Annotated in this window: 21 protein-coding genes; 11 read left to right on the top strand and 10 right to left on the bottom strand. The window is 68.5% G+C overall.

Annotated features, from left to right (window positions below):
* Window positions 1-36: 36 nt before the first annotated feature.
* Window positions 37-2034, top strand: a complete 1998-nt coding sequence (locus QHF83_RS00845; protein WP_282415799.1) for a WD40 repeat domain-containing protein — start codon at window positions 37-39, stop codon at window positions 2032-2034.
* Here QHF83_RS00845 and QHF83_RS00840 read toward each other — a convergent pair.
* Window positions 2007-3953: a M56 family metallopeptidase gene (locus QHF83_RS00840; protein ID WP_282415798.1), complete on the bottom strand. Its 1947-nt coding sequence runs from the start codon at window positions 3951-3953 to the stop codon at window positions 2007-2009. The genes QHF83_RS00845 and QHF83_RS00840 overlap by 28 nt on opposite strands.
* A complete protein-coding gene (locus tag QHF83_RS00835; RefSeq protein ID WP_282415797.1) occupies window positions 3950-4336 on the bottom strand; it encodes a BlaI/MecI/CopY family transcriptional regulator in 387 nt (128 codons plus the stop codon). Before QHF83_RS00835 ends, QHF83_RS00840 begins: the two co-directional genes overlap by 4 nt.
* A gap of 241 nt (window positions 4337-4577) precedes the next feature.
* Between QHF83_RS00835 and QHF83_RS00830 the strand changes: the two genes are divergently transcribed.
* Window positions 4578-5201 (top strand): glutathione S-transferase family protein, encoded by a 624-nt coding sequence (locus tag QHF83_RS00830; RefSeq protein WP_282415796.1) that lies wholly within the window; start codon window positions 4578-4580, stop codon window positions 5199-5201.
* A gap of 3 nt (window positions 5202-5204) precedes the next feature.
* Here the strand turns inward: QHF83_RS00830 and QHF83_RS00825 are convergent, their stop codons facing one another.
* Entirely contained in the window at window positions 5205-5504 is a 300-nt protein-coding gene (locus tag QHF83_RS00825; protein ID WP_282415795.1) for a LysR family transcriptional regulator, read from the bottom strand.
* Between the two features lie 106 nt (window positions 5505-5610).
* On the opposite strand from QHF83_RS00825, the gene map reads away from it, so the two are divergent.
* Window positions 5611-6393: a type I methionyl aminopeptidase gene (map, locus tag QHF83_RS00820; RefSeq protein WP_282415794.1), complete on the top strand. Its 783-nt coding sequence runs from the start codon at window positions 5611-5613 to the stop codon at window positions 6391-6393.
* Window positions 6394-6405: 12 nt separating this feature from the next.
* On the opposite strand, the gene QHF83_RS00815 is transcribed toward map, so the two are convergent.
* Complete coding sequence (locus tag QHF83_RS00815) at window positions 6406-7815, bottom strand: amidase (RefSeq protein WP_282415793.1); 1410 nt, start codon at window positions 7813-7815, stop codon at window positions 6406-6408.
* A gap of 105 nt (window positions 7816-7920) precedes the next feature.
* Here QHF83_RS00815 and QHF83_RS00810 point away from each other — a divergent pair, with 105 nt between their 5' ends.
* Window positions 7921-8517 (top strand): TetR/AcrR family transcriptional regulator, encoded by a 597-nt coding sequence (locus tag QHF83_RS00810; RefSeq protein WP_282415792.1) that lies wholly within the window; start codon window positions 7921-7923, stop codon window positions 8515-8517.
* Between the two features lie 54 nt (window positions 8518-8571).
* Here the strand turns inward: QHF83_RS00810 and QHF83_RS00805 are convergent, their stop codons facing one another.
* Both QHF83_RS00805 and QHF83_RS00800 read right to left on the bottom strand, forming a co-directional pair.
* Window positions 8572-8904: a hypothetical protein gene (locus QHF83_RS00805; protein ID WP_282415791.1), complete on the bottom strand. Its 333-nt coding sequence runs from the start codon at window positions 8902-8904 to the stop codon at window positions 8572-8574.
* A 121-nt stretch (window positions 8905-9025) separates the two neighbouring features.
* Window positions 9026-11203, bottom strand: coding sequence for a catalase (locus QHF83_RS00800; RefSeq protein WP_282415790.1), 2178 nt, complete (start codon window positions 11201-11203; stop codon window positions 9026-9028).
* A 278-nt stretch (window positions 11204-11481) separates the two neighbouring features.
* On the opposite strand from QHF83_RS00800, the gene QHF83_RS00795 reads away from it, so the two are divergent.
* From QHF83_RS00795 to QHF83_RS00780, 4 genes are all read left to right on the top strand, one after another.
* Complete coding sequence (locus QHF83_RS00795) at window positions 11482-12738, top strand: VCBS repeat-containing protein (RefSeq protein WP_282415789.1); 1257 nt, start codon at window positions 11482-11484, stop codon at window positions 12736-12738.
* 14 nt (window positions 12739-12752) lie between these two features.
* On the top strand, window positions 12753-13667 hold the full coding sequence (locus tag QHF83_RS00790) for a hypothetical protein (RefSeq protein WP_282415788.1): 915 nt from the start codon (window positions 12753-12755) through the stop codon (window positions 13665-13667).
* Window positions 13668-13788: 121 nt separating this feature from the next.
* A complete protein-coding gene (locus QHF83_RS00785) occupies window positions 13789-14793 on the top strand; it encodes an aldo/keto reductase (RefSeq protein WP_282415787.1) in 1005 nt (334 codons plus the stop codon).
* Between the two features lies 1 nt (window position 14794).
* Entirely contained in the window at window positions 14795-15418 is a 624-nt protein-coding gene (locus tag QHF83_RS00780) for a TetR family transcriptional regulator (RefSeq protein WP_282415786.1), read from the top strand.
* A gap of 2 nt (window positions 15419-15420) precedes the next feature.
* Here the strand turns inward: QHF83_RS00780 and QHF83_RS00775 are convergent, their stop codons facing one another.
* Both QHF83_RS00775 and QHF83_RS00770 read right to left on the bottom strand, forming a co-directional pair.
* Window positions 15421-15810: a 50S ribosomal protein L7/L12 gene (locus tag QHF83_RS00775; protein ID WP_282415785.1), complete on the bottom strand. Its 390-nt coding sequence runs from the start codon at window positions 15808-15810 to the stop codon at window positions 15421-15423.
* Window positions 15807-16103, bottom strand: coding sequence for a hypothetical protein (locus QHF83_RS00770; protein ID WP_282415784.1), 297 nt, complete (start codon window positions 16101-16103; stop codon window positions 15807-15809). The genes QHF83_RS00775 and QHF83_RS00770 overlap by 4 nt, the downstream gene beginning before the upstream one ends.
* Before the next feature lie 77 nt (window positions 16104-16180).
* On the opposite strand from QHF83_RS00770, the gene QHF83_RS00765 reads away from it, so the two are divergent.
* The 3 genes from QHF83_RS00765 to gspC all read left to right on the top strand — a co-directional run bounded on the left by QHF83_RS00765 (window position 16181) and on the right by gspC (window position 19699).
* On the top strand, window positions 16181-17425 hold the full coding sequence (locus tag QHF83_RS00765) for a S41 family peptidase (protein WP_282415783.1): 1245 nt from the start codon (window positions 16181-16183) through the stop codon (window positions 17423-17425).
* Window positions 17426-17487: 62 nt separating this feature from the next.
* On the top strand, window positions 17488-18648 hold the full coding sequence (locus QHF83_RS00760; RefSeq protein ID WP_282415782.1) for an alpha/beta fold hydrolase: 1161 nt from the start codon (window positions 17488-17490) through the stop codon (window positions 18646-18648).
* Window positions 18649-18775: 127 nt separating this feature from the next.
* Window positions 18776-19699 (top strand): type II secretion system protein GspC, encoded by a 924-nt coding sequence (gspC, locus tag QHF83_RS00755; protein ID WP_282415781.1) that lies wholly within the window; start codon window positions 18776-18778, stop codon window positions 19697-19699.
* A gap of 15 nt (window positions 19700-19714) precedes the next feature.
* On the opposite strand, the gene QHF83_RS00750 is transcribed toward gspC, so the two are convergent.
* Window positions 19715-20683 (bottom strand): pirin family protein, encoded by a 969-nt coding sequence (locus QHF83_RS00750; RefSeq protein ID WP_282415780.1) that lies wholly within the window; start codon window positions 20681-20683, stop codon window positions 19715-19717.
* Window positions 20684-20728: 45 nt separating this feature from the next.
* Window positions 20729-21979 carry a DEAD/DEAH box helicase gene (locus QHF83_RS00745; RefSeq protein ID WP_348980415.1) on the bottom strand — a complete coding sequence of 417 codons (1251 nt, stop codon included), beginning with the start codon at window positions 21977-21979 and terminating at the stop codon, window positions 20729-20731.
* Window positions 21980-22253: the final 274 nt, after the last annotated feature.

The raw sequence follows: 22253 nt of genomic DNA, 5'->3' as shown, positions 1-22253 counted from the left end.
GACCCAAGGACGGGGGCGCATCGGACTAAAAGGACCATGCGCCCCCGTTCGCTTTTGTTTCCAGCGCTCGCCGCCGTCTTGCTCGCCGTCGGGTGTGCGGGGCGGGAAGCGCAAAAGGTCGCGGAGCCCGCGGCTCGACCGGTGGTGTCGGCTCAGGCTGCGCCGAAGGAGAGCGCGTCGTCTGCCGGGAACGCCTGGCCCTCGCGCCGTAGCGTGCAGTTGACGCACGACTTCGATGATATCGGCGGTGTGGCGGTGTCGGCCGGGGGCGCGCTCGTGGCCGTCGCGGACCATGAATCCGCGGCGGCCGGGTGCTTCGGGTTCACCAATGTCGAGGTCACCGTGCATACGGCCGCGGAGGGCGACGAGATCGCCTCGCTCCGTTTGCACGACTTCAGCCTCGACGAAATGGCCTTCACGCCATCGGGCGAGACCCTCGCGATCGTGGCCCGGCGGGGCGTCGGCGGTTTGGGTGGCCCCGCTGCGATACTCGCGTTCCTCGATCCGCGCACGGGCGCGTCCCACGCGTTCGATATCGAACCACCTTCCGGGTTCGGCGGGTTCCGGCTCTCGGTCGCCAACACGGCCGTGGCCGTCGGCGTTTTCCGCGATGGAAAGGTCTTTCTGCGACGGCTCCCCTCGGGCGATCCGCTGGCCACGTTCAGCGATCCTTCCTTCACCGCAATGGCGCTCTCGGAGGACGGGAGCACGCTGGCGCTCGGCACGAAGGACGGTCGGATTCGATTGCGAGGTTTACCCGACGGACACGTCGTCCGCGAGCTCGCGAGCCTGTCCGGTGCACCGAAAAGCCTGCGGTTCCAGGGCGATCGCCTCATTTCCGAGGTGGAAGGCGGGCAGATCTGGGGCCTCCCCGTGTCCGGGGCGCCGCCGGTGCGCCTCGGGCAGGTTCGTCCAGACGCAAGGTTTGTCGGAATTGCCTCGGATGGGCATATCGTCGACGTCTTGCAAAAGGAGGACGTGACGACCGTGACACAGGACGCGCGGACCTTCACCGTGCCGCCGTCCCGCCGCCCTTGGGCCGAGACCGTCGCAGCGCTGTCGCCGGAGGGGGACCGTGTCGTCGTTGCGCACGACACGCACGTCTTTCTGCGACGCCCGGGGGACCTGACGGCCGACGGGCTCACGCTCGGCCTCCACCTGCGAGGCGGGGCGCTCGGCGCGGGCCCGCTCGCGGACGGAGCCGTGCTGCTCGGCGCGGTGTGGGACGATGGCACGGCGCGGATGTGGAATGTGCGGACGGGACAACCGATCGTCCTGAAAAACGGTCCGCTCCCGCCCCTGTCCTCGCTGGCGATCCACGCAAAGGGCGCCGTGGCCACGGTAGGCAAGGACGGCGCGGCGATCGTGTGGGAGCGACAGGGCACCACGTTGAAGCCGCGCCATTCCCTGCGGACGAACGGGCCCGCGAGCGCGGTGGGGTTCGACGCCTCGGGGGATCGGATCCTCGTCGGGACGCGGCGGGGCGAGGTCGTGATCGTCGATGGTTCGACTGGAAAAACCCGTCGCGTCGTGCGCACCGGCGGCAAGGCCGTGTCCGCCATCCTGGCGCAGGACGAGACGACTGCGCAGATCGCGGTCGACCGGGATCACGTGCTCGTGCTCGACCTTGATACGGGCAAGCTGAAGTCCTTCGGAGAAGCGGGCCTCATCGGCCTGCTCGGCGGAGATCCCAATGCGCCCGTCGAACCCTGGGAGTCGGCCAAGCGGCGGCTCCTGCTCGAGTGCTGGGACGCGGTCTGCAGGCTCGACGTGGAGGATCCGTCGCGTGATGGGGATCCGATCCGGCCCGTGGCGAGCTTCGGTGTGCTCGATCGGCCGGGCGCGGCCTTCGTCATGGCCGACGGGATCGTCGATACGCTGGGCACCACGTCGGCCGATTTCTTCACGTGTCGCGAAGACGGAAAAACCTACCCGCTCGCCCATTGCCCCGACGCCATCGCGGCGCCAGGGCTGCTCGGACGCGTGCTCGACAGGGCGGCCCGTGATCAGGGCGCGGCGTTCTGGCCGAGATAACGCGCCGGATCGATCGCCTCGCCATTGTCGCGCACCTCGAAGTGGACGTGCGGACCGCCCTCGGGCGCGCCGACCTCGCCGAGGACGTCGCCGCGCGTGACGACCGCGCCGACCTCTGCTTTCACGTTCGCGAGATGGCGATACCGCGTCTCGATGCCGCGGCCGTGCGCGAGGACCAGCACGGGCTCGCCTTTCGCGTTCTTCTCGATGCGGTCCACCTTCCCATCGAGGGGCGCGAGCACCGTGGTCCCGGCCGCAGCCGCGAGGTCCACGCCTTCGTGCGGCGCGCCCGTTTGTCCGGGCGTGGCACCGCCGAAATGCAAGGTCACGCGCGCGCCGGGGAGCGGGTGCGAGGAGCGCGAGGCCACCTTTCCGCGCACGCGCTCACGCCACGTATCGTACGTCGTCGAGCGCGCCGCGTGACGCTCGTTCCACATCCCCGTGGCGAGCGCGCGGTATTTCTCGGTTTCTTCGGAGAGCTCCGCCTTGCCGTCGAGCCACGCGCGCACGCGGTTCTCGCCGCCGTTGTACGCCGCGGCCGAGAGCTCGAACGCGCGCGATGGGTCTTTCTTGCCAAACTCGACGAACTGCTTGCCGAAATACGAGGCGCCGAGCTCGAGGTTGTAGGCCGGATCGAGCAGGCGTTCGTCGGTATGATCGGCGATGCCGAGCTCCTTGGCGACCGTGACGGCGGTGCCGGGCATGAGCTGCATCAGGCCGAGGGCGCCGGCCGGGCTCTTCGCCTTCGGATCGCCGCACGATTCGACGAGCGTGAGGATCGCGACGGCCTCGGGATCGACGTTGCCCTTGCGGGCAGACGCGGCGATGGCCGATTCCCAGCGCGCGATCGCGGGCGGCAGCCAGGGAATGCCGAGCGCGGCCGTCTCGAACTTCGTTTCGGTGAGGCCGGGCTTCTCCACGGCGGCAGGCGCCTCTCCGCCACAAGCGGCGAGCGTGGCGAGGGCGAGCCCGAGCGTGCTCGCGAGCGCGAGCGCCGGCGCGGCGAGGGCGCGACCCGTGGGCGCGTGGGGCGTTTTGCCATCGATCAGACGTCGAATCCTCATGACGAGTGAACCTCCATTCGATCCGAGCGCGAGCTCGGGCGTACGTGCGCGCATCCCCTCCAGCGCGGCGAGAGCGCGGGCATAACGAACCGGGTCTCCGACGGCTGCCACGGCGTCATCGTCGCAGAGGTGCTCGCGCTCCCTCCGCGCGACGCGCGAGACCCAGTGGACGGCCGGGTGATAGAACAGCGCTGCCTCGACGATCGATTGCAGGATGTTCGTCAGGAAGTCGAACCTGCGCACGTGCGAGAGCTCGTGCGCGAGCAAGGCCGTGAGGCAAGACGGCGGAAGATCCGTGAGCGCGGCGATCGGCACGAGCACGACGGGCCGAAGCCAGCCGATGACCATGGGCACGTCCACGCGATCCGAGCCGACGAGCCGCACGCCCTTCCGGACGCCGACGCGCCGGGCGAGTTTGTCGAAGCGAACCTCGAGCGCCGAGGACACGGGCACCGTGTGATGGCGAATCAAGGACGAAAGGCGCGCGAGCCCCACGGCGAGGCGGGCCGACATGAAGAGCGCGCCAAGGACCCACGCCATCACGACGATCGCGGGCCACAGGGGTGGATTGCTGCCCGCCGCGGGCGCGGCGAGCGTGGACCAGGCGCTTGGCGAGACAAACGATTCGGCTGCGAAGGACGCGTGGAAATAGGCGAACGTCAGCAGCGGCGCGAGCGCCATGAAGGCGAGCGCGGCGCAGGCGGCGGTGTACCGCGCGGCGGCGTGGCTGCGCGGCAGGCCCGCGAGGGTCGCGGCGAGAAAGAGGGCGATCACCGCGCCTTGCCAGAGGAAATGGAGCAGCGCGAGCCCGAGCGCCGCGACGAACGGCGAGGTGGCGAGGTTTGCGAGGCTCATTTCGACCTCTTCTTCTCGATGTCGTCGAGCAGCGCGCGAATCTCGGCCAGCTCCTCGCGGGAAGCTCGCTCGGCCGAGAGCGCGCGCATGACGAGCCGCGACGCCGAGCCGCCGAACGCCTTTTCCACGAGGTCGTGCACGAGCCCTTTTTGAGCCTGTTCCTCGGGGATCGTCGCTCGATACACGTGGCTCTTGCCCGCCTCGTCGCGCTCGACGAGCCCTTTCTGGGCCATGATCTGCATGAGCTTGAGCACCGTCGTGTATCCCGTGCCCTGAACGGGCTTCAGATCCTCGTGGACCTCACGCACCGTCGAGGGGCCGCGGCGCCAGAGGACGCGCAGGATCGCGAGCTCCGCGTCCGTGGGGAGCGACCTGTTCACCATGGTCCGGATGATGTACGAAGTTCTTCGTAGATGTCAAGCGCGCGGGGGCGTTTTTTCCGGGACGTCCAGGTTCAGGCCACGGTCTCCCCGCGCCACGTGCAGCCGCAGTGGAGGCTCCCGTTCTCGTGCCGGGGAAAGGTCCCGGTACACGGATAACAATATGCGGGCGTCAAGGCTGCTACCCTCTTGTGCCCGCCGTCCGGTCATGCCAAACAGCGATGCCCAGGGAGGTAACCATCACATGGCCATCACGTTTTATTTCTCGCCGTTCTCCAGCGCGGTTCGCACGCATTGGGCGCTGGAAGAACTCGGCATCCCGTACGACGGGGTGCGGATGGATCTGAAGGCGGGTGATCAGAAGAAGCCCGATTTCCTGAAGCTGAACCCGAACGGCAAAGTTCCGACGCTCGTCGACGACGGAGTGCCGTATTTCGAGTCCGCGGCCATCAACATCTACCTCGGAGAAAAATACGGCGTCGCAAAAGGCCTCTGGCCAAAGGCCGGCACGCACGCGCACGGGCGCGCTATGTCGTGGACGGTATGGGCCGCCGCCTCGCTCCTCAATGCCGGGACGCGCGTCATGTACAATACGTCCCCGGAGGTCCCGGCCGAGCTGAAGAACGCGGCGCAGGGCGAGGGCGCGCGCAAGGAGTTCGAAGGGCTGCTCGACCTGCTCGACGCGGAGCTCAAGGACAAACCCTACCTGACCGGGGACACGTTCACGCTCGCGGACGCGCTCCTCGCGGCCGATCTCTGGTGGTACCAGATGGTGATCGTGCCCTCGCTCGCGCGCTGGCCCAACATCCAGGCGTGGACGGACCGCTGTAAGGAGCGGCCGGCGTTCAAGCGGATCTCGACCGGCTGAACGTCAGCGCGGCTGATCCACGACGGGCGCTCCGCTCTGCACCGGAGCGCCCGCCTGCACGGCCGTCACGGCCGCGTCGACCTGCGCCAGAATCGCGCGCGCGTGCGCGAGCATCGTCTCTCCCGACGGCAAGAGGCGCACGCCGCGCGCGGTCCGCTCGAAGAGCGGGACGCCGAGCTCGTCCTCCAGGCTGCGGATCTGCCGGGTCAAGGGCGGCTGCGCAATCCGGAGGCGCGTCGCCGCGCGGGTCACGTTCCCTTCCTCGGCCACCGCCACGAAGTACTTGAGCTGCGCCAGGCTCATGCAAAGATCGCTACCACGACTCGCGCCGGGATCCAAGCGCCCCGCGTGAGCCATATCCAAACGGTATTGGATCTCGTCCGCGGACGCCGGCATCCTCGCCCGCATCATGCCGTCCATCGAGATTCATACGCCCCGTTCGGTCGAAGCCCTGCGCCTCGCGGGCCGCGCGGCCGCCGCGACCCTCGCGACCGTGGCCGCGCGCCTCGCCCCCGGCGTGCGCGCCGACCAGATCGATCAGTGGGTGCGCGAAGACACCGCGCGCCGCGGCGGACGCCCGAGCCAGCTCGGCTACCACGGATTTCCCGCCTCGGTATGCGTGAGCCGCAACAACGTGGTTTGCCACGGCATCCCCACCGCCCGCGAGGTCCTCGCCGACGGGGACATCGTCAATGTCGACGTGACCACGGAGCTCGGCGGATATCACGGCGACACGTCGGCGACGTTTTTCATTGGCCGCCCGTCGCCGGAGGCGAGGCACGTCGTCGACGTCGCGCGCCGCTGCCGCGACGCGGGAATCGCAGAGGTCCGCGACGGCGCGCGGCTCGGCGACATCGGCGCGGCAATCGACGAGCTCGCGCGCAAAGAAGGATGCTCCGTGGTGCGCGAATACGGTGGGCACGGGATCGGCCGCTCCATGCACGCCGCGCCGCACGTGAGCCACGTCGGCCGGCGCGGCTCGGGGATCAGGCTGCGCGCGGGAATGGTCTTCACGATCGAGCCGATGGTGAACCTCGGGGGCGCGGAGGTGCGGCTGCTCGAGGACGAATGGACCGTGGTCACCGCGGACGGCTCGCTCTCGGCGCAATTCGAGCACACGGTGGTGGTGACCCGGAAGGGCTGCGAGATCCTCACGCGCGAGCCGGAGATGGCCATGGCCGTCGCGCTTTGATGTCCTCGGGGCTCAACGAGGGTCGATGGGGGTGAGTCGGCCGATCCGCTCCTCGATGGCCTGCGCCGCGTCCAGACAGAGGTCCTCTCGATACATCGCGCCGATGATCTGCACGCCCTGGGGCATGCCACCGAAGAGCCCCGCCGAGACCGCGACCGCAGGCACCCCGACGAAGCTCGTGGCCGTGCAGAGCCGCATGCCGGACGTCACGCGCGCATGTCCTTCCGGCCCGCTGGATTCGAGGCCGGGCGCGACGGGCGGCTCGGTGAACACCGGTCCGAGCACGAGGGGATATTCCAGGAAAAACCGCGCCCAATCTCGCTGGATACCGAGCCGCACGCTGGTGAGTCGCAGGTATCCGGCGAGATCGACGGGCTTCGACCTCTCCATGGACATTTCGATGTAGGGGAGGCTGCTCGCCGGAAGGATCGTCTTCAACCGCGGCCAGATCAGGCTGAACTCCGTCATGATCATCTGCCCATAGGCCGAGAGCGCGTCCTCGAGCCGCGGCACGTCTTGCACTTCGACGACGGGGTAGCCCGCATCCTTCAGCGCGGCCGCCGCTCGCTCCACCGCCGCGCGAACGTCGCTGTGCACCCCCTTTCCGCCGGGATCTGCCACCATTGCGACCCTCGGGAGAGCCGCGAGCGGAGGCCCGGTGAGGGGCACGGGGACGGCGCGCGGATCACGCGAATCGGGGCCCGCCAGGACCTCGTACACGGCGCGGAGATCCCGGATGGTTCGTGCAATGGGCCCGTCGACCGGAATGAGCTGCGAGGCCAGCGTCGGGTCGTCCGGCCCGATGCGGTGATCCGTGGGGAATCGTCCGTACGTCGGCTTCAAGCCGGCCACCCCGCAGAAAGCCGCCGGAATACGGATCGACCCGCCCGAATCGTTCCCGAGCCCGAGCGGCGCCATGCCGGAGGCCACGGCAGCCCCGTCGCCGCCGCTCGTTCCTCCCGGCGTGCTGGCGTGATCCCACGGATTTCTCGTCTCGCCGAACAGCTCGCTGCGCGGATGCATGCCGCCGATCGTCAGGTCCGGCAGGTTCGTGTGCGCAATGGGAATGGCGCCGGCAGCTCGCAGGCGCGCGACGGGAGGCGCGTCGACGGCCGCCACGAGCTCACGGAAACGAGCGATGCCGTGGGTCGTCGCCACGCCTCCGATGGCGATGTTGTCCTTCACCGTGAACGGGACACCGGCGAGGGGTCCCAATGCTTCGCCTGCCGCGCGCCGCCGGTCGAGCTCTGCGGCTTGCTCACGCGCCCGATCGCCGAGGAGCTGGGTGATGGCATTGATCGTCGGGTTCACCTCGGCGATCCGAAGCAGGTGACTCTCCACGATCTCGGCGGCGCTGACTTCGCCGCGCCTCACGGCAGCCGAAAGCTCGAGCGCGCTCGAGCGGAAGAACGTTCCTTGCACGATGTCCTCGCCGATAGGTTCTTGGATCCGATGCGCTTGCATCGTATGCTTAGCGCGGATCCGATGCGCATGCATCGGAAAAATTTCGGGAGAGAACCAGCGGCCATGCCGAAGCAAGTCGATCACGAGAGCCGGCGGCGAATGCTCGCCGACGCGGTCTGCGCGCTCGCTCACGAGCGCGGCCTGGAGGGCGTCACCTTGCGCGACGTCGCGGAGCGGGCGGGGGTCTCGATGGGCGCGGTGCAGCGATGTTTTCCCACGCGGGACGAGATGCTCGTCTTCGCCCTGCAGTACGTGGGTGAACGGGTGACGGCCCGTGCCAAAGAGAGGCTCGCCTCATCGCGCGCGCGAACGCCTCGGGCGAGGCTGATCCAGCTCGTGACCGAGGTGGCGCTCCTCGACGCAAAGCACCGAGCCGAGGCGGGCGTCTGGCTCGTGTTCGTGTCACAAGCCGCGGTCACGCCACGATTGGCCGAGGTCATCCGGGAGAGTTATGCCGATCTCCACGGACTGCTCGAGCGCCTCCTCGGCGAACTGGGTATCGAGGGCATGAACCCCAGGATCGAGGCTCGCGCCCTGCTCGCCCTCGCGGACGGGTTGACCACCCACGTCCTCATCGGCCACCTGTCGACACGCGCAGCCATGGATGTCCTCGACAAACATCTCTCGCGCTTTCGCCCCACGGCGGCAGGCGAATGCTGAATCAGGCCGCGTGAGCCGAGCGCCGGCGCGGACGCCGGCGCCCGGGTTCGTCCTTCAGTTACACTGCTTCTGGAGCTGCTCGACGGCTGCGTTGCAGCCCTTGATGAGCCCGTCGCGCGTGGCCGGGTTCGCCGCGAGCGGCTTCCAGGCCTGGGCGCTCTGCTTCATCGCCGGCTCGAGCATGGGCTTGAGCTCGGGCTTCTTGCCCATGCATTCGGCGACCTTCTTGAAGTACGCGTCACACTCCGGGACGCCAATCGATTCCGCCGCCGGCGCCGCCGCGCCCGAGGCCTCCGTCGGCTTGGCCTCGGACTTCTCCTCTTTGCTGCAAGCGGCGGCGAGCAGCATCCCACCCATCATCACGATGGCAACCGCGACTCTCTTCATCTCCGTCTCCGTCCTTTGTCGGCGCGCGCGCCGGGAGGCGGCATCCTGCCACAGGCGCGCGCCAAGAACCGAAAAACCGGACGAGTTCGCACGAAACGCCGCGGTTTCGGCGGCCCGGACTTCAGGCCGGCACGGCCTCCTTCTCGGCGCGGTTCCAGTGCCTGTGCTGCGCGATGGCCTTCACGAAGTCCTGGAGGAAGGCCGTGAGGTCGCTCGCGCCGCGCACGGTCACCACACCCTCGGCCTGGAAGGTTTGTCCCGACGCCTGCGCGCTCGCCAGGGTCACGCCCTTGATGTTCGAGGCGAGGAGCAGCTCGACGCCCTCGCTCGTCGCGCCGATGGGTTTGTTGTGCCGGAACGCCTCGTTGACGAAATGGATCGGGTCCCCGAGCTTCTTCATGGCCTCGACGCTCGCCGCTCCCCCGGGCACGAAGACCGCGTCGTACAGAATGGATCCGACGTGGATGCTCGCCTGATCCACCTCGACGTCGCCGCCCTCCGCGGCCTCGATCGTGCCGAGCCGCGACGAGATGACGTGCACCTCGGCGCCCTCGGCGACGAGCGCATTGCGCACCGCCGAGAGCTCCGCGAGGCTCACCCCCTTCTCCGCGAGGATGGCGATCCGGCGCGTGCGAATCGAATTCTTCACGGTGTTCTCCATGCTGAGCGCGGGCGACGCGTCCACCGTGCGCTTCGTCGTGAGCTTCTGCGCCACCGCCTGCGCGGCCTTCTTCACGGTCGCGCCCACGCCCGCATGCGCCGCGAGCCCGAGCCCCGCGGCGACGGCCTGTCCGAAGCCGGCGTCGACGCGCGTGAATCGCTCGACCATCCGCTTTCGGATGTCCTTGCTCTCGCATTTTCCGAGCTCGAAGACCGCCGCCTTCACGAGGTGCTCCTTCTCGGGCGTCGACATGCTGTTCCAGAACAACGTCGCCTGGGTGAAATGGTCCCCGAAGCTCTCGCTCCGCGCGCGCAGCTTCACGCCGGTGAGTTTTTCCGGGTAATGCGTGAACGCGCGCGCACCGGGGCCCGCGACCATCGGGCAGCCGCCGCCGAGCGAGTTCGGCGTGTAATGCGCGCGCCCCGTCGGGATGCGGTGCTGATGGAAGCCGTCCGTCTGGTGGTTGTCGACGCGCGCGACGGGCCGGTTGATCGGGATCTGCGCGAAATTCGGTCCGCCGAGCCGCGTGAGCTGCGTGTCGAGGTAGGAGAAGAGACGCGCGTGCATGAGCGGATCGTCCGTGAAATCGATGCCGGGCACGACGTTCTGCACGCAAAACGCGACCTGCTCCGTCTCGGCGAAGAAGTTGTCGGGGTTCCTGTTCAAGACGAGCTTGCCCACGCGCCGCACGGGCACGAGCTCCTCGGGGACGATCTTCGTCGGATCGAGCAGATCGAAATCGAAGCTGTCTGCCTCGTCCTCCTCGATGACCTGCAGGCAGAGCTCGTACTCGGCATAGGCGCCCTTCTCGATGGCCTCCCAGAGGTCACGCCGGTGGAAGTCCGGTTCTTTGCCGGCGATCTTCTGGGCCTCGTCCCAGACGAGCGAATGCACGCCGAGGAGCGGCTTCCAGTGGAATTTGACGAAGCGCGACTTGCCTTCCTCGTTGACGAGCCGGAACGTGTGGACGCCGAAGCCCTCCATCATGCGGAAGCTGCGCGGAATGGCGCGGTCCGAGAGGATCCACATCAGCATGTGCGTGGTCTCGGGGACGAGCGAAGCGAAATCCCAGAACGTGTCGTGCGCGGACGCGGCCTGAGGGATCTCGCGATCCGGCTCGGGTTTGACGGCATGGACCACGTCCGGGAACTTGATTCCATCCTGGATGAAGAAGACCGGGATGTTGTTGCCGACCAGGTCGAAATTACCCTCTTCGGTGTAGAACTTGACCGCGAATCCGCGCACGTCGCGGACCGTATCCGCGGAGCCGCGCGAGCCGACGACCGTGGAGAAACGCACGAAGACCGGCGTCTTCACGGCAGGGTCCTGGAGGAAGCGCGCGCGGGTGAGGTCTTTCAGGGACGCGTAGACCTGAAAATATCCGTGCGCGCCCGAGCCGCGGGCGTGGACCACGCGCTCGGGGATTCGCTCGTGATCGAATCGCGTGATCTTCTCGCGGAAATGGAAGTCCTCGAGGAGCGTGGGCCCGCGGGCGGAGACCTTGAGCGAATTGTCGGTGTCGTCGACGCGGATCCCCTGGTCGGTCGTCAGGTACGTACCGGTCGAATCCTTCCGTTCCGGTTCCAGGTCGCGAATTTTGGCTTGCTCGTCGATCGGAGCGGTCTTGCTCTGCGCCATCGTGTCCTCCCTGATTACGGGCTCGACATGACACGGAATCAGCCGCCGGGCATGTTCGCTTCGTCGAAATCGTGAGCACATCGAAATTATGAAAGGAATGACGTTCGACCTGGGCGCGCCGCGGACACGTTCGTATGGACGTTCACACAACCGAGTTCGTGCCCAACGGATGTCCATGCGGCGGGAATGTTGTAGAATCCGTGCTCGCTCGGCGGCGGCCTGCGCGGCGACACGCGGGCGACCTTCCTTCTTCGTCGTCGCCGGGCGGAGGAGGACACGTGCTTCGATTGGCTTGGACCCCGATTGTATTCATGGCGGCGGCCCTGGTGATGGGCTGCGCGGACGGCGGTTCGAACACGCCCACCGGGACCGGCGGTACGGACGGCAGCGGCGGCGCAGGGGGCAACGGCGGCGCGGGCGGCGCAGGGGGCAGCGGCGGTGGGGGCGGCACAGGGGGCGCAGGGGGCGCGCCAGGCTTGTTTGCCCCTCCCGCGTCGTATTTGACGACCGAGGGGGATCATATGCCCTCGGCCATTGCCGGGGGCGACGTGGATGACGACGGCCACCTGGATCTGGTCACGCTGGACGGCATGGGCCTCATGTCGCTCGGTTTCACGGTGAGCGCGCTGCGCGGCGCGGGGGATGGGACGTTCACGCCACGCGTGGTGAGCGGCGCGGGGATGTTTCAGCTCAATGCATTCACGCTCGCGGATTTCGATGGCGACGAGAAGGCCGACGTGGCGGCGGCGCGGCTCGATGGCATGGGGCACGTGATGGTGATGCGGAGCCTCGGCGACGGGACCTTCGAGCCCTGGGAGCAAGCGCCGCTTCATTCGGTGCCCGGCGGCCCGCAACGCCCGCTCGCGCGGGACTTCGATGCGGATGGGGACATGGACCTCGCCGTGCCGAACCAGGCGGGCACCGGGATACGCGTCCTCCTGAACAAGGGCGATGGGACGTTCGCAGATGCGGTCGAATACGGGACGGGCACGACGCTCGCCGCGGCCGCGGCGGATTTCAATGGGGATGGCGCGCTCGACCTCGCGATTGCGAATCAGGTGGAGATCGGCGTGATGCTCGGCAAGGGCGACGGGACGTTCGGGGCCATGGCCGCGGTGACGGCCGGCGAAGTGCCGGTCGACGTGGCCGTGGGGGACCTCGACGGCAATGGTCAGCCGGACCTCGTGGTCTCGAATCGCCAGAGCCTCGATGTGAGTGTCCTCCTCGGCAAGGGCGACGGGACGTTCGCCGCGCCCACGCATCATGTTTCGGGCAAGAATCCCACGGGCCTCGGGCTCGCTGATTTCGACGGCGACGGCAAGCTCGACGTGGCCGTGACGAATACGGATTTCTCCGAGATCGCGCTTTTCCTCGGCAAGGGCGACGGGTCGCTCGAAGCGCCCGTGAAGCTCCAGCCGGGCATGGCGCCGCACGGGCTCGTGGTGGGTGATTTCAATCAGGATGGCAAGCCCGACCTGGCCACGACGAGCGCGGTGGATCGGGACGTGAAGGTGCTCATCAACCAGGCGCCTTGAGGGAGGAGCAAATCATGCAAAGGATCTTGGGAAAGAAGTTCGTCTCGACGACCGGAGCCGCGCTCCTCGCTTGCGCACTGGGGTGCTCGGCCTCCGGGACCACACCGAATGGAGCCGGCGGCGGCGCGGGCGGCGCGGGGGGAGCCGGCGGCGCGGGCGGCGGCCCGCTCTTCGACGGCGGAATGGGGATCGATGGAGGCAAGGATTGTAACGAGCGGGCGAAGCTCGTCTATCTCCTCGGGCAGGACAACGTGCTCTACAGCTTCTCGCCGCCGACGCTCACGTTCAACAAGATCGGCTTGCTCTCGTGCCCGGCCACGCAAGGCGCGTCGCCGTTCTCGATGGCCATCGATCGCGACGCGACGGCGTACGTGCTTTACGACGACGGTCACCTGTTTCGCGTGAGCACGGAGGACGCTTCGTGCGAGAGCACTTCGTTCGCGCCGAAGACCGGGGCGTTCGGGCGATTCGGAATGGGTTTTTCGACCGACGGGCCGGACGTCACGAAGGAGGCGCTCTACGTGGCGGATCTCGGCGGCAGCGGGCTCGGGCGAATCGATCTCGACACGATGGAGCTCGAGACGCTCGGGTTTTACGACGCGATTTTCGACTCGGCCGAACTCTCGGGCACGGGCGACGGGCGCCTCTGGGGGTTTTTCACGACATCCCCGCCGATCGTCGCGGAGCTCGACCCGAAGACCTCCCACGTCATTTCCCAGTCGCCGCAGCCGACGCTCGACATCGGCACGGCCTGGGCCTTCGCGTTCTGGGGAGGTGATTTCTACTTGTTCACGTGTCCGGGGGTGGCCTCGCGCGTCGACCGATATCGCCCCAAGGACGGGACCACCGTGAACCAGAAGTCGAACATCGGCTTCCGGGTCGTCGGCGCGGGCGTCTCCACCTGCGCGCCGCTCGAATCTCCGAAGTAGCACCATGTATCCTGGCATACTTTTATCCCGAGACTGAGATAAATGTGGACTGACAGATGTTGACTTTTGTCATCGCATCGCTGATACTCCTGCTCGTTCAGGCTCGCGACAGGAGTCCATCATGATCACGCGTTCGCTCGGCTCGAAGGGGCCCCAGGTGTCGGCCTTGGGTCTCGGGTGCATGGGTATGTCCGATCTCTACGGCCCGTCCGACAGGGCCGAGAGCATTGCCACCATTCACGCCGCGCTCGACGCAGGGATCGACCTGCTCGATACGGGCGATTTCTACGGCATGGGCCACAACGAGCTGCTCATCCGCGAGGCGCTCGAGGGGCGGGCCCGTGACAAGGTGCGGATCAGCGTCAAATTCGGCGCGATGCGCGATCCGGGCGGCAACTGGGTCGGCGTCGACGGCCGCCCCGCCGCGGTGAAGACCTTCCTCGCCTACACGCTGCGCCGCCTCGGCACCGATCACGTCGACGTCTACCGCCTCGCCCGCGTCGATCCGAACGTGCCGATCGAGGACACGGTCGGCGCCATCGCCGACATGGTCAAGGCCGGCTACGTCCGCCACATCGGGCTTTCCGAGGCGGGCGCGGACACGATGCGCCGCGCCCACGCGACGCACCCCATCTGCGACCTGCAGATCGAGTATTCGTTGATCACGCGCAGCATCGAGGCCGCGATCCTCCCCACGGCGCGCGAGCTCGGCATTGCGATCACCGCGTACGGCGTGCTCTCCCGCGGCCTCATCAGCGGGCACTGGTCGAAGGAGCGCGCGATGGCGCCCACCGATTTCCGCCAATACAGCCCGCGGTTCGCGCCGGAGAACCTCGACAAGAACCTCGCGCTCGTCGACGCGCTCCGCGCGATCGCCGAGGAAAAGGGCACGACCGTCGCGCCGATCGCCATTGCGTGGGTGCTCTCGCGCGGCAGCGACATCATCCCGCTCGTCGGCGCGCGGCGACGCGACCGGCTCGCCGAGGCGCTCAGCGCGCTCTCGATCGACCTCGGGCCCGAGGACCTCGCGCGGATCGAGCGCGCCGTACCGGCGGGCGCGGCCGCGGGCGAGCGTTATGCCGCGGCCCAGATGGCGCACCTCGACAGCGAACGCAAGGCGCATTGACGTGGTCGAAGAAGCGCTCACCGCCGAACGTATCCTCGAAGCGGCCGAGGAGGTCCTCCGCCGCTTCGGGCCCGCCAAGGCCACGGTCGTCGACGTGGCCCGCGCGCTCGGCGTCAGTCATGGCAGCGTGTATCGGCATTTCCCGAGCAAGACGGCATTACGAGACGCCGTGGCGGAGCGCTGGCTCGCCCGCGTGTCGAAGCCGCTCGCGGAGGTCGCGGCCGAGAAGGGCCCCGCTCCCGAGCGCCTGCGGCGCTGGCTCGACCTGCTCATCGAGCTCAAGCGAAAAAAGGCGCGCGACGATCCCGAGCTCTTCGCCACGTACAGGGAGCTCGTCGCCGACGCGCGGGACGTGGTCCGCGTGCATGTCGAGACGCTCGCCTCACAAATCGCACAGATCCTCGCCGACGGCGTGGAGCAGGGCGCGTTCACGATCGAGGATCCGGTCGCCGCGGGCTGGGCCGTGTTCCACGCGACGACGAAGTTCCACAAACCGAGCCATGCGTCGGAATGGTCCGACCCGGGCATCGATGCTGCGTTCGAGGGCGTCTGGTCCCTCCTCCTCGGCGGCCTCGGCGCGCGAGAAGCCCCCGCGAAGACGCGCAAGAAACCCGCGAAAAAATAACCTCAGGATCTGTTTCGCACTTCGGCGTTTGCGCCCGCGGCGGTGAGGGCATCGACGATACCTCTCGCCTCGTCGCGCGTGAGCCACCGGCGAACCACGACCGGTGCCGATTCCACGAGCTCTTTCGCTTCTTTCAAGGGCATTTCCCAGAGCGCCCGCACGGCCTTCACGACGGCGACCTTGTCCTTTCCGATGTCCTTCAAGACGACGGAAAACTCCGTGATCTCCTCGTAAGGATCCGGCGGCGGCGCGCCCATGGTGAACTCGTACCGCGGAGGCGCGGCGAACGGCTGGAGCCCGAGGCGCCGTACGAGCTCGTCCGCCAGCTCTCCGAGCTCCTCGGCCGTGAGGCTTTCGAGGTACGTGATGACCTCTTCACGCGTGAGGCTCATGTTTCCCCCGCCGCCTGCCTTCGCTGGGCGAGCATCCAGAGCACCGAGACCATTCTCTCCTGCTGGGCGGTCCGCGTGACCACGTTTCCCTGCCCATCGTGCGTATAACGCACGCAAAGCCGGCCCTCGCGCGTACGCGTGGACAAGAGGCGCTCGGCGTCGGCGCGTGTGAGCTCGGAGAGATTCGTGACCTGCAAATCGCAGCGCTCGCACCGGCGCGCGCGTTCGTCGCCCGTCATCGCTTGCCAGTCCTCGTGGCATGGCTCGGCGATACGCAGCGTGCTGAGCTTCATGGAAAGAGGTATATCACGCGTCGGCGCGTGTTCGGAAGGTGCATCCCCGGCCGGGATGCGGTAAACATCGCCCGCACATGAGCGATACGCAAAGCGGGAGCGCCTCGCCGCCGAAGGCGAGCCGAAAGACGGTGCGGAGGGTCTTCCGCTGGATCGGGATCGGATTGCTGTCGATCGTGCTCGGGCTCCTCGGCTGGGATGTGGTCACCTTCGACCGCGGCGCGTGGGTACGCGATTTCGAGGCGCTCGAGGCCGCGATGGCAAAGGAGTACGCGAACCTCGACTGGATGGTCGAGCATCGCGGGGTCGATCTCGCGATGCTCGACCGCGATACGCGCGCCTCGCTCGGCAGCGCGTTCTCGCGGGTGCAGGCCTTCCTCGCGCTCCGCCGCTTCGTTCGCACGTTTCAGGATCCCCATTTCAAGCTGACAAAAGGCGCCACCCGCCCGAGCGCTCCCCCTTCGCCGAACGCCCCGCCGCCCGAGGCGCCCTCCGCGCCCGTCGCGACCTGCGCGGCGGCGGGATACGAGGCGCGCGCCGTCGATTACCGATTTCCATTCAAGAAAATGCCCGGCTTCACGGCGGTGCGCGAAGCGCCGTTCCCCGCCGGCGTGGCGGGCGAGCTCGGTGTGATTCGTATCGCCCAGTTCGGGGAAAACAAGTATCTCACCATGTGTGAGCAAGTCTTCGCCGCTGGAATGGATGACACGGCATTACGCCTCGCGGTCCGGGCAAAACTCCAGGATGCCTTGCAGGCGGCGATCGGAGCGCTGCGGGATCGCGGCGCTCAACGGCTCCTCGTCGATCTCACTGGCAATGGCGGCGGAACCGAGTGGGTCTCGGAGGCCGTCCCCCTGTTCACGGGAAAGACCCTGCGGCGAAGCGAGGCCCGCATCATCGCGCCGACCTGCGATCGCACGCCGATCTGGAAGGGCGAAAAGGTCTGCTCGATCTTCGGCGACCCGCCCGGGACGGCGACGCTCGAAGGCAAGGGTGTGTGGAAAGGGCCGCTGCTCGTCCTCGCGGATCGCGGCACGGCCTCGGCCTCCGAGGATTTCGTCGCCTGGCTCAAGGACAACCAGGCCGCCACGATCCTCGGCGCCCGCACGGCAGGCGCGGGATGCGGATACGTGAATGACGGTGGACGATTCGAGCTGCGCGAAATCGGCTTCGAGGTGCGAATGCCGAACTGCGCGCGCTTCCTCGCCGACGGAACGAACGAGGTCGAGGGCATCGCCCCGGATATCGCCCTGCCGCTCGACAAGTCCGACGAGGAGAAGATCCAGGCCCTCACGGCCGCGCTCGCCACGATGCGGGATTGAACCCCGCGCCCGAGGGTGTCACCATCCAAGGCGTGCGCGGCTCGGCTGTCTTTCGGGTACCCATGCGTCTCGCCTCGCTGCCGCTCGCCGTGTTCCTCCTCGGCGCCTGCGGCTCGGCGCCGCCCGCGGCCCCGCGCGCGAACGTCGTCCCCAAGGCCGCGCCCGCGCAAGACGTCGCAGCGCCCGCCCGGCCGCGGCTGCCGAAAGAAGAAGTCGCCGTCTCCTTCGATCGTGGCCTCTGGCGCCTCGAAGGGACGCTCACGCTGCCCGCGCGCGAGGAGGGCGAGCGCGTGCCGGCCGTGGTCATCGTGCACGGAAGCGGGCCCATGTCGCGCGACGGCGTGATGCGTGGACAGATCGGGCTCGGCTTCGGCTTCCAGATCCCCGTCTACCAGCGCCTCGCCGACGCGCTCGCCGACCGTGGTTACGCTGTGTATCGGTACGACAAACGAACGTGCGGCGCGTTCAACGACTGCGCCGACGGTGGCTTTTCTTCCGTGCCGTATACCCTCCTCGAAGTGGAGTTCGCCACGACCGAATACGTGCTCGACGCCGAGGCCGCGCTCGACGCGGTGGCGGAGCGCCCCGAGATCGATCCCGATCGCCTCTTTTTCGCGGGGCACAGCGAGGGCGGAGAGCTCGTGCCCGTGCTGCTCTCGGACAGGCCGCGCGTGCGCGGAGGGGTCATGCTCGCGCCGCCCTTTCACACGATGACCGTCGTGCTGGAGCAGCAAAGCGAGCGCGTGCGCTGGTCTTTCACCATGGCCGGGCAGCCGGAGCGCGCCGACGCGGAAAGTCGCGAATTGCTCGCCGCCGCGCAGGCGCTCCGGCAGATCGAGCGGGGCACGCACCTCGGCGCGCCGATCCTCGGGCAGCCGCCGGGCCTGTGGGAATCGTGGATCGAGCTCGCGCGGCGGGCGCCCGACCTCGCCCGAAAGCTCGACAGGCCGCTGCTCGTGCTCGGCGGGAGCTACGATTACAACGTCGCGCCCTCGGAGATCGAGAGCTGGGCGAAGTGGCTCGACGGCTCGTCGCGCGCCCCGCATCGGGTGCGCGTGCTCGATTGTGTCACGCACGCCCTGAACTGCATCACCCAGCCGGACGCCACGCGAATCAAGCCGGATGACATCGGGCGCGACATCTCGCCCGAGGTGCTCGCCGAGGTCTCGCGTTTCCTCGATACCCACGCCGCCCGTGCCAAGCTGACAGAAGTACAGCGCTGAACCGCAGCGCGCCGGCCATTTTGTCGCCCGTCCGGATGGGTACCGCGCAGTTTTCGCGGGGATCTTCCGCGCCTTCAAGCTGGCACGACGCTCGCTTGTTCCCGTTTTCATGGGATTCGACGCGCGCTTGAAACGATGGTTCCCCGCGGTCCTGGTTCTGCTCGTGGGTCTCGCCGCCTATTTCCAGGCGGCCGGGCTCGGACGGCTCGTCTCGTCGAGCCTCTCGGGTCCGCCATTCGAGCCGGTCTCGCCGCAGCCGCCCAGGAAGATGCGGAACGCGCTCGCCGCGGTGCAGGACGAGAAAGATGGCGAGGCCATTCTCGGGCGCAATCCCTTCGATTCGATCACCGGCCCCCTCGCGCGCCATGGCCCGCCGGACGATGGGGACCCGGAGCCCGCCGGACCGCTCGGCGATCCTTATACCGATCCGATCTGCGACGCCGCGAAGGTCCTGCTCATCACGGAGGCGGACGACGCGCTTTGGTCGTTCGCGGCCATTGCAGGGCCGGACGGCAAGCCGGCGCTGCGGCGGCTCGGCGACGACATCGGCGGGCGGACGGTGCACGCGATGACCTGGGATCGGGTATGGCTCCGGCAAGGTGCGGCGCGCTGTCAGCTCCCCTTGCACGAGCGGCGCGAGAGCCCCGCGGCGCAGAAGGAGCGCGGCGACGCGCCCGCGAAGCCCGCCTCGCGTGTACCGCCCGAGATCGCCGATCGGATTCGCAAGGACGCGGACAACCATTACGTCGTCGAGCGCTCGGTCATCGACACGATCCTCGAACGTCCGGACCTCCTCGGCGCGGCGCGCCTGGTGCCGGCGCGCGAGGGCGACCGGGTCGTGGGCATGCGAGTCAGCGGAGTCCGGCCCGGTTCGTTGCCCAGCATGCTCGGGCTTCAAAATGGGGATCGGCTCGATAGCATCAATGGATTCGAGACGGGTGATCTCACGAAGATGATGGAGGCGTTCACGCGCCTGCGCGCCGCCGATCGGCTCGACGTGCGGATCGTACGCGGGGGCAAACCCATGTCGATCGAGGTCGAGATGCGGTAAAACGCGCGCGATGCGTCAGCCGCCCACGAGGCGCCCCGAGCGATAATCCTCGAACGCCTGTCGGATTTCCTCGGCCGTATTCATCACGAAAGGCCCGCGGCGCGCAATGGGCTCCCCGATGGGCTGCCCCGCGAGAAGCAGGAGGCGCGCCCCCGTGGCGCTTGTCGAGACGGCCGATCGACCCGCGCCGAGCACGGCGAGCTCTCCCCGCGCGACGGGCGTGCCTTCGGGCCCGATCCGCGCAGCGCCGTCGATGACGTAGATGAATGCATTGTGCTCCGGAGCGAGCGCATGCCGAAAGCTCGCGCCCGCCGCCAGCGTGACGTCGAGCAAGCTCGGCGCGACGACGACGCCGTCCACGGGCCCGCGCCGCCCTCCCACCTCCCCCGCGACCACCCGCACCCGAGCGTCCGCGATATCGATCTCCGGAATCGCCGAAGGCTCGATGTCCTGATACCGCGGCTTCACCATCTTCCGCGCGGCCGGGAGGTTCACCCAGAGCTGGAAGCCCCACATGAGCCCCTGCTCCTGCTTGGGCATCTCGGAATGCACGATCCCGCGCCCCGCGGTCATCCATTGCGCGCTGCCCGGGCTGAGCCGCCCCCGATTCCCCACGCTGTCCCGGTGCTCCATGGCGCCGTGGATCATGTACGTGACGGTCTCGAACCCACGGTGCGGATGATCGGGGAATCCCGCGATGTAATCGTCGGCGCGGTCGGTGTGGAACTCGTCGAGGAGGAGGAACGGGTCGAGATCGGGGAGGGCCTGGCCCCCGAGCGCGCGCGAGAGGCGCACGCCAGCGCCGTCGCGCGTGGGCTGCGCCTGTACGATTCGCCGCACGGGGCGCGCGTCGGGATCGAGCCCGCCCCCCGCGGCGAGCGGCGAAGGCGCGTCGGATTCACGCGAGAGCAAGGCAAACGTCGCCGCGGGGATGGCAGCCCCCGCGGCAAGGAGGAAGTGGCGCCTGGTCGGAGCACGGGCCATGCCCGCAACATAGCGTGCGAGCGGCCCGTGCTCAATCGTCGGAACTCAGCTCCGACGGCCGCGCGGAGGACGGGGCGGGCGCGGGCCCCGGGGGCGCTGCTGCTCGGGCGCGAAGGCGCGGCGCGGCTCGGGACGCGGGGCGGGCGTCTCCTCGGCGGGAGGCGTCTGTCCCTCGGCCACGGGAATGCGGCGGCGGAGCAGCTTTTCGATGTCCGAGAGCAGCGCGCGCTCTTCGCGGTCGCAGAACGAAATGGCGCTGCCCGTCGCGCCCGCGCGCCCCGTGCGGCCAATCCGGTGCACGTAGCTCTCGGGCACGTTCGGCAGGTCGTAATTGATGACGTGCGAGACGCCCTCGACGTCGATGCCGCGCGCGGCGATGTCCGTCGCGACGAGCACGGGCGTTACGCCGCGGCGGAACCGATCGAGGGCGCGCTCGCGGGCGCCCTGCGACTTGTTGCCGTGAATGGCGAGCGCGTCGATGCCGGCGCGCACGAGCTGCTCGGAGATACGGTTGGCCCCGTGCTTCGTGCGGGTGAAGACGAGCGCGCGCTCGACGCTCGACGTACGCAGGAGCCGCTCGAGCAGCGCGCGCTTATCGGCCTTCTCGACGAAGAAGATCGACTGCGCGACCGTGTCGGCCGCCGCGCGCGCGGGCGTGACCGAGACGCGCGCCGGATCGACCAGGATGTTATCGGCGAGCGCGGCGATCTCGCGCGGCATCGTCGCCGAGAAGAAGAGCGTCTGCCTTTGCTTGGGCAGCGCGGCGACGACGCGCCGCACGTCGTGGATGAAGCCCATGTCGAGCATCCGATCGGCCTCGTCGAGGACGAACACCTCCACGCGATCGAGACGCGCGAACCCCTGCTGCATCAGGTCGAGCAGCCGGCCCGGCGTGGCGACGAGCAAATCGGGGCCCTTCGCGAGGTTCTCCTCCTGCGGCCGCTGCCCGACGCCGCCGTAAATGACGGTGTGGCGGAGACCGAGGTGCCGCCCGTACGCCGTGACGCGCTCGCCGATCTGCGCGGCGAGCTCGCGCGTCGGCGTGAGGACGAGCGCGCGAATGCCGCCGTGGCGCGGGGTCTTCGAGAGGCGCTGGAGGATTGGCAGGACGAACGCCGCCGTCTTGCCGGTGCCGGTCTGCGCGCAGCCGAGCAAATCACGGCCGGAGAGCGCCTCGGGGATGGATTGCGATTGAATGGGCGTCGGGCGCTCGTAGCCCTCTTTCACGAGGGCGCGCACGAGCGGCGCCGCGAGGCCGAGCGCGGCGAATGCGGCGCCGGGAGCCTCGGATACCATGGAAACGGAAGCGATCGGCGCGCTGCCCTCGGCACGCGGCGCCTCGACGGGGGCCGCCGTGGGCCGCCCGGGAACGGAAAAAGACACGATGAAAATGCTCTCTCGCGGCCCGAACCCGTGAAGGGTGTGCTTGTCGCTGGCCCCTTCCCGCCGAGCCGCCAGGGTTCGGGAAGAGCGTGAAACGACCCGTCTGGCCGCTCCACCGCGGGGCGACACTCGTCACGGTGCGCTCCGCCACGCCTTCCCGGTCGCCTTCGTTCGGACGCAAGCACGC

This window comes from Polyangium sp. 15x6 (assembly GCF_029960785.1).
Lineage (GTDB): Bacteria > Myxococcota_A > Polyangia > Polyangiales > Polyangiaceae > Polyangium.
Note: the sequence above shows the minus strand (reverse complement) of the source record. Positions and strands in the feature narration are given on the sequence as shown.

Bases quoted from the DNA above. Each gene is read 5' to 3' on its own strand.
- QHF83_RS00845 (WP_282415799.1), top strand. From the start codon at position 37: ATGCGCCCCCGTTCGCTTTTGTTTCCAGCGCTCGCCGCCGTCTTGCTC.
- QHF83_RS00840 (WP_282415798.1), bottom strand. From the start codon at position 3,953: ATGAGCCTCGCAAACCTCGCCACCTCGCCGTTCGTCGCGGCGCTCGGG.
- QHF83_RS00835 (WP_282415797.1), bottom strand. From the start codon at position 4,336: ATGGTGAACAGGTCGCTCCCCACGGACGCGGAGCTCGCGATCCTGCGC.
- QHF83_RS00830 (WP_282415796.1), top strand. From the start codon at position 4,578: ATGGCCATCACGTTTTATTTCTCGCCGTTCTCCAGCGCGGTTCGCACG.
- QHF83_RS00825 (WP_282415795.1), bottom strand. From the start codon at position 5,504: ATGAGCCTGGCGCAGCTCAAGTACTTCGTGGCGGTGGCCGAGGAAGGG.
- map (WP_282415794.1), top strand. From the start codon at position 5,611: ATGCCGTCCATCGAGATTCATACGCCCCGTTCGGTCGAAGCCCTGCGC.
- QHF83_RS00810 (WP_282415792.1), top strand. From the start codon at position 7,921: ATGCCGAAGCAAGTCGATCACGAGAGCCGGCGGCGAATGCTCGCCGAC.
- QHF83_RS00805 (WP_282415791.1), bottom strand. From the start codon at position 8,904: ATGAAGAGAGTCGCGGTTGCCATCGTGATGATGGGTGGGATGCTGCTC.
- QHF83_RS00800 (WP_282415790.1), bottom strand. From the start codon at position 11,203: ATGGCGCAGAGCAAGACCGCTCCGATCGACGAGCAAGCCAAAATTCGC.
- QHF83_RS00790 (WP_282415788.1), top strand. From the start codon at position 12,753: ATGCAAAGGATCTTGGGAAAGAAGTTCGTCTCGACGACCGGAGCCGCG.
- QHF83_RS00785 (WP_282415787.1), top strand. From the start codon at position 13,789: ATGATCACGCGTTCGCTCGGCTCGAAGGGGCCCCAGGTGTCGGCCTTG.
- QHF83_RS00775 (WP_282415785.1), bottom strand. From the start codon at position 15,810: ATGAGCCTCACGCGTGAAGAGGTCATCACGTACCTCGAAAGCCTCACG.
- QHF83_RS00770 (WP_282415784.1), bottom strand. From the start codon at position 16,103: ATGAAGCTCAGCACGCTGCGTATCGCCGAGCCATGCCACGAGGACTGG.
- QHF83_RS00765 (WP_282415783.1), top strand. From the start codon at position 16,181: ATGAGCGATACGCAAAGCGGGAGCGCCTCGCCGCCGAAGGCGAGCCGA.
- QHF83_RS00760 (WP_282415782.1), top strand. From the start codon at position 17,488: ATGCGTCTCGCCTCGCTGCCGCTCGCCGTGTTCCTCCTCGGCGCCTGC.
- QHF83_RS00750 (WP_282415780.1), bottom strand. From the start codon at position 20,683: ATGGCCCGTGCTCCGACCAGGCGCCACTTCCTCCTTGCCGCGGGGGCT.
- QHF83_RS00745 (WP_348980415.1), bottom strand. From the start codon at position 21,979: ATGGTATCCGAGGCTCCCGGCGCCGCATTCGCCGCGCTCGGCCTCGCG.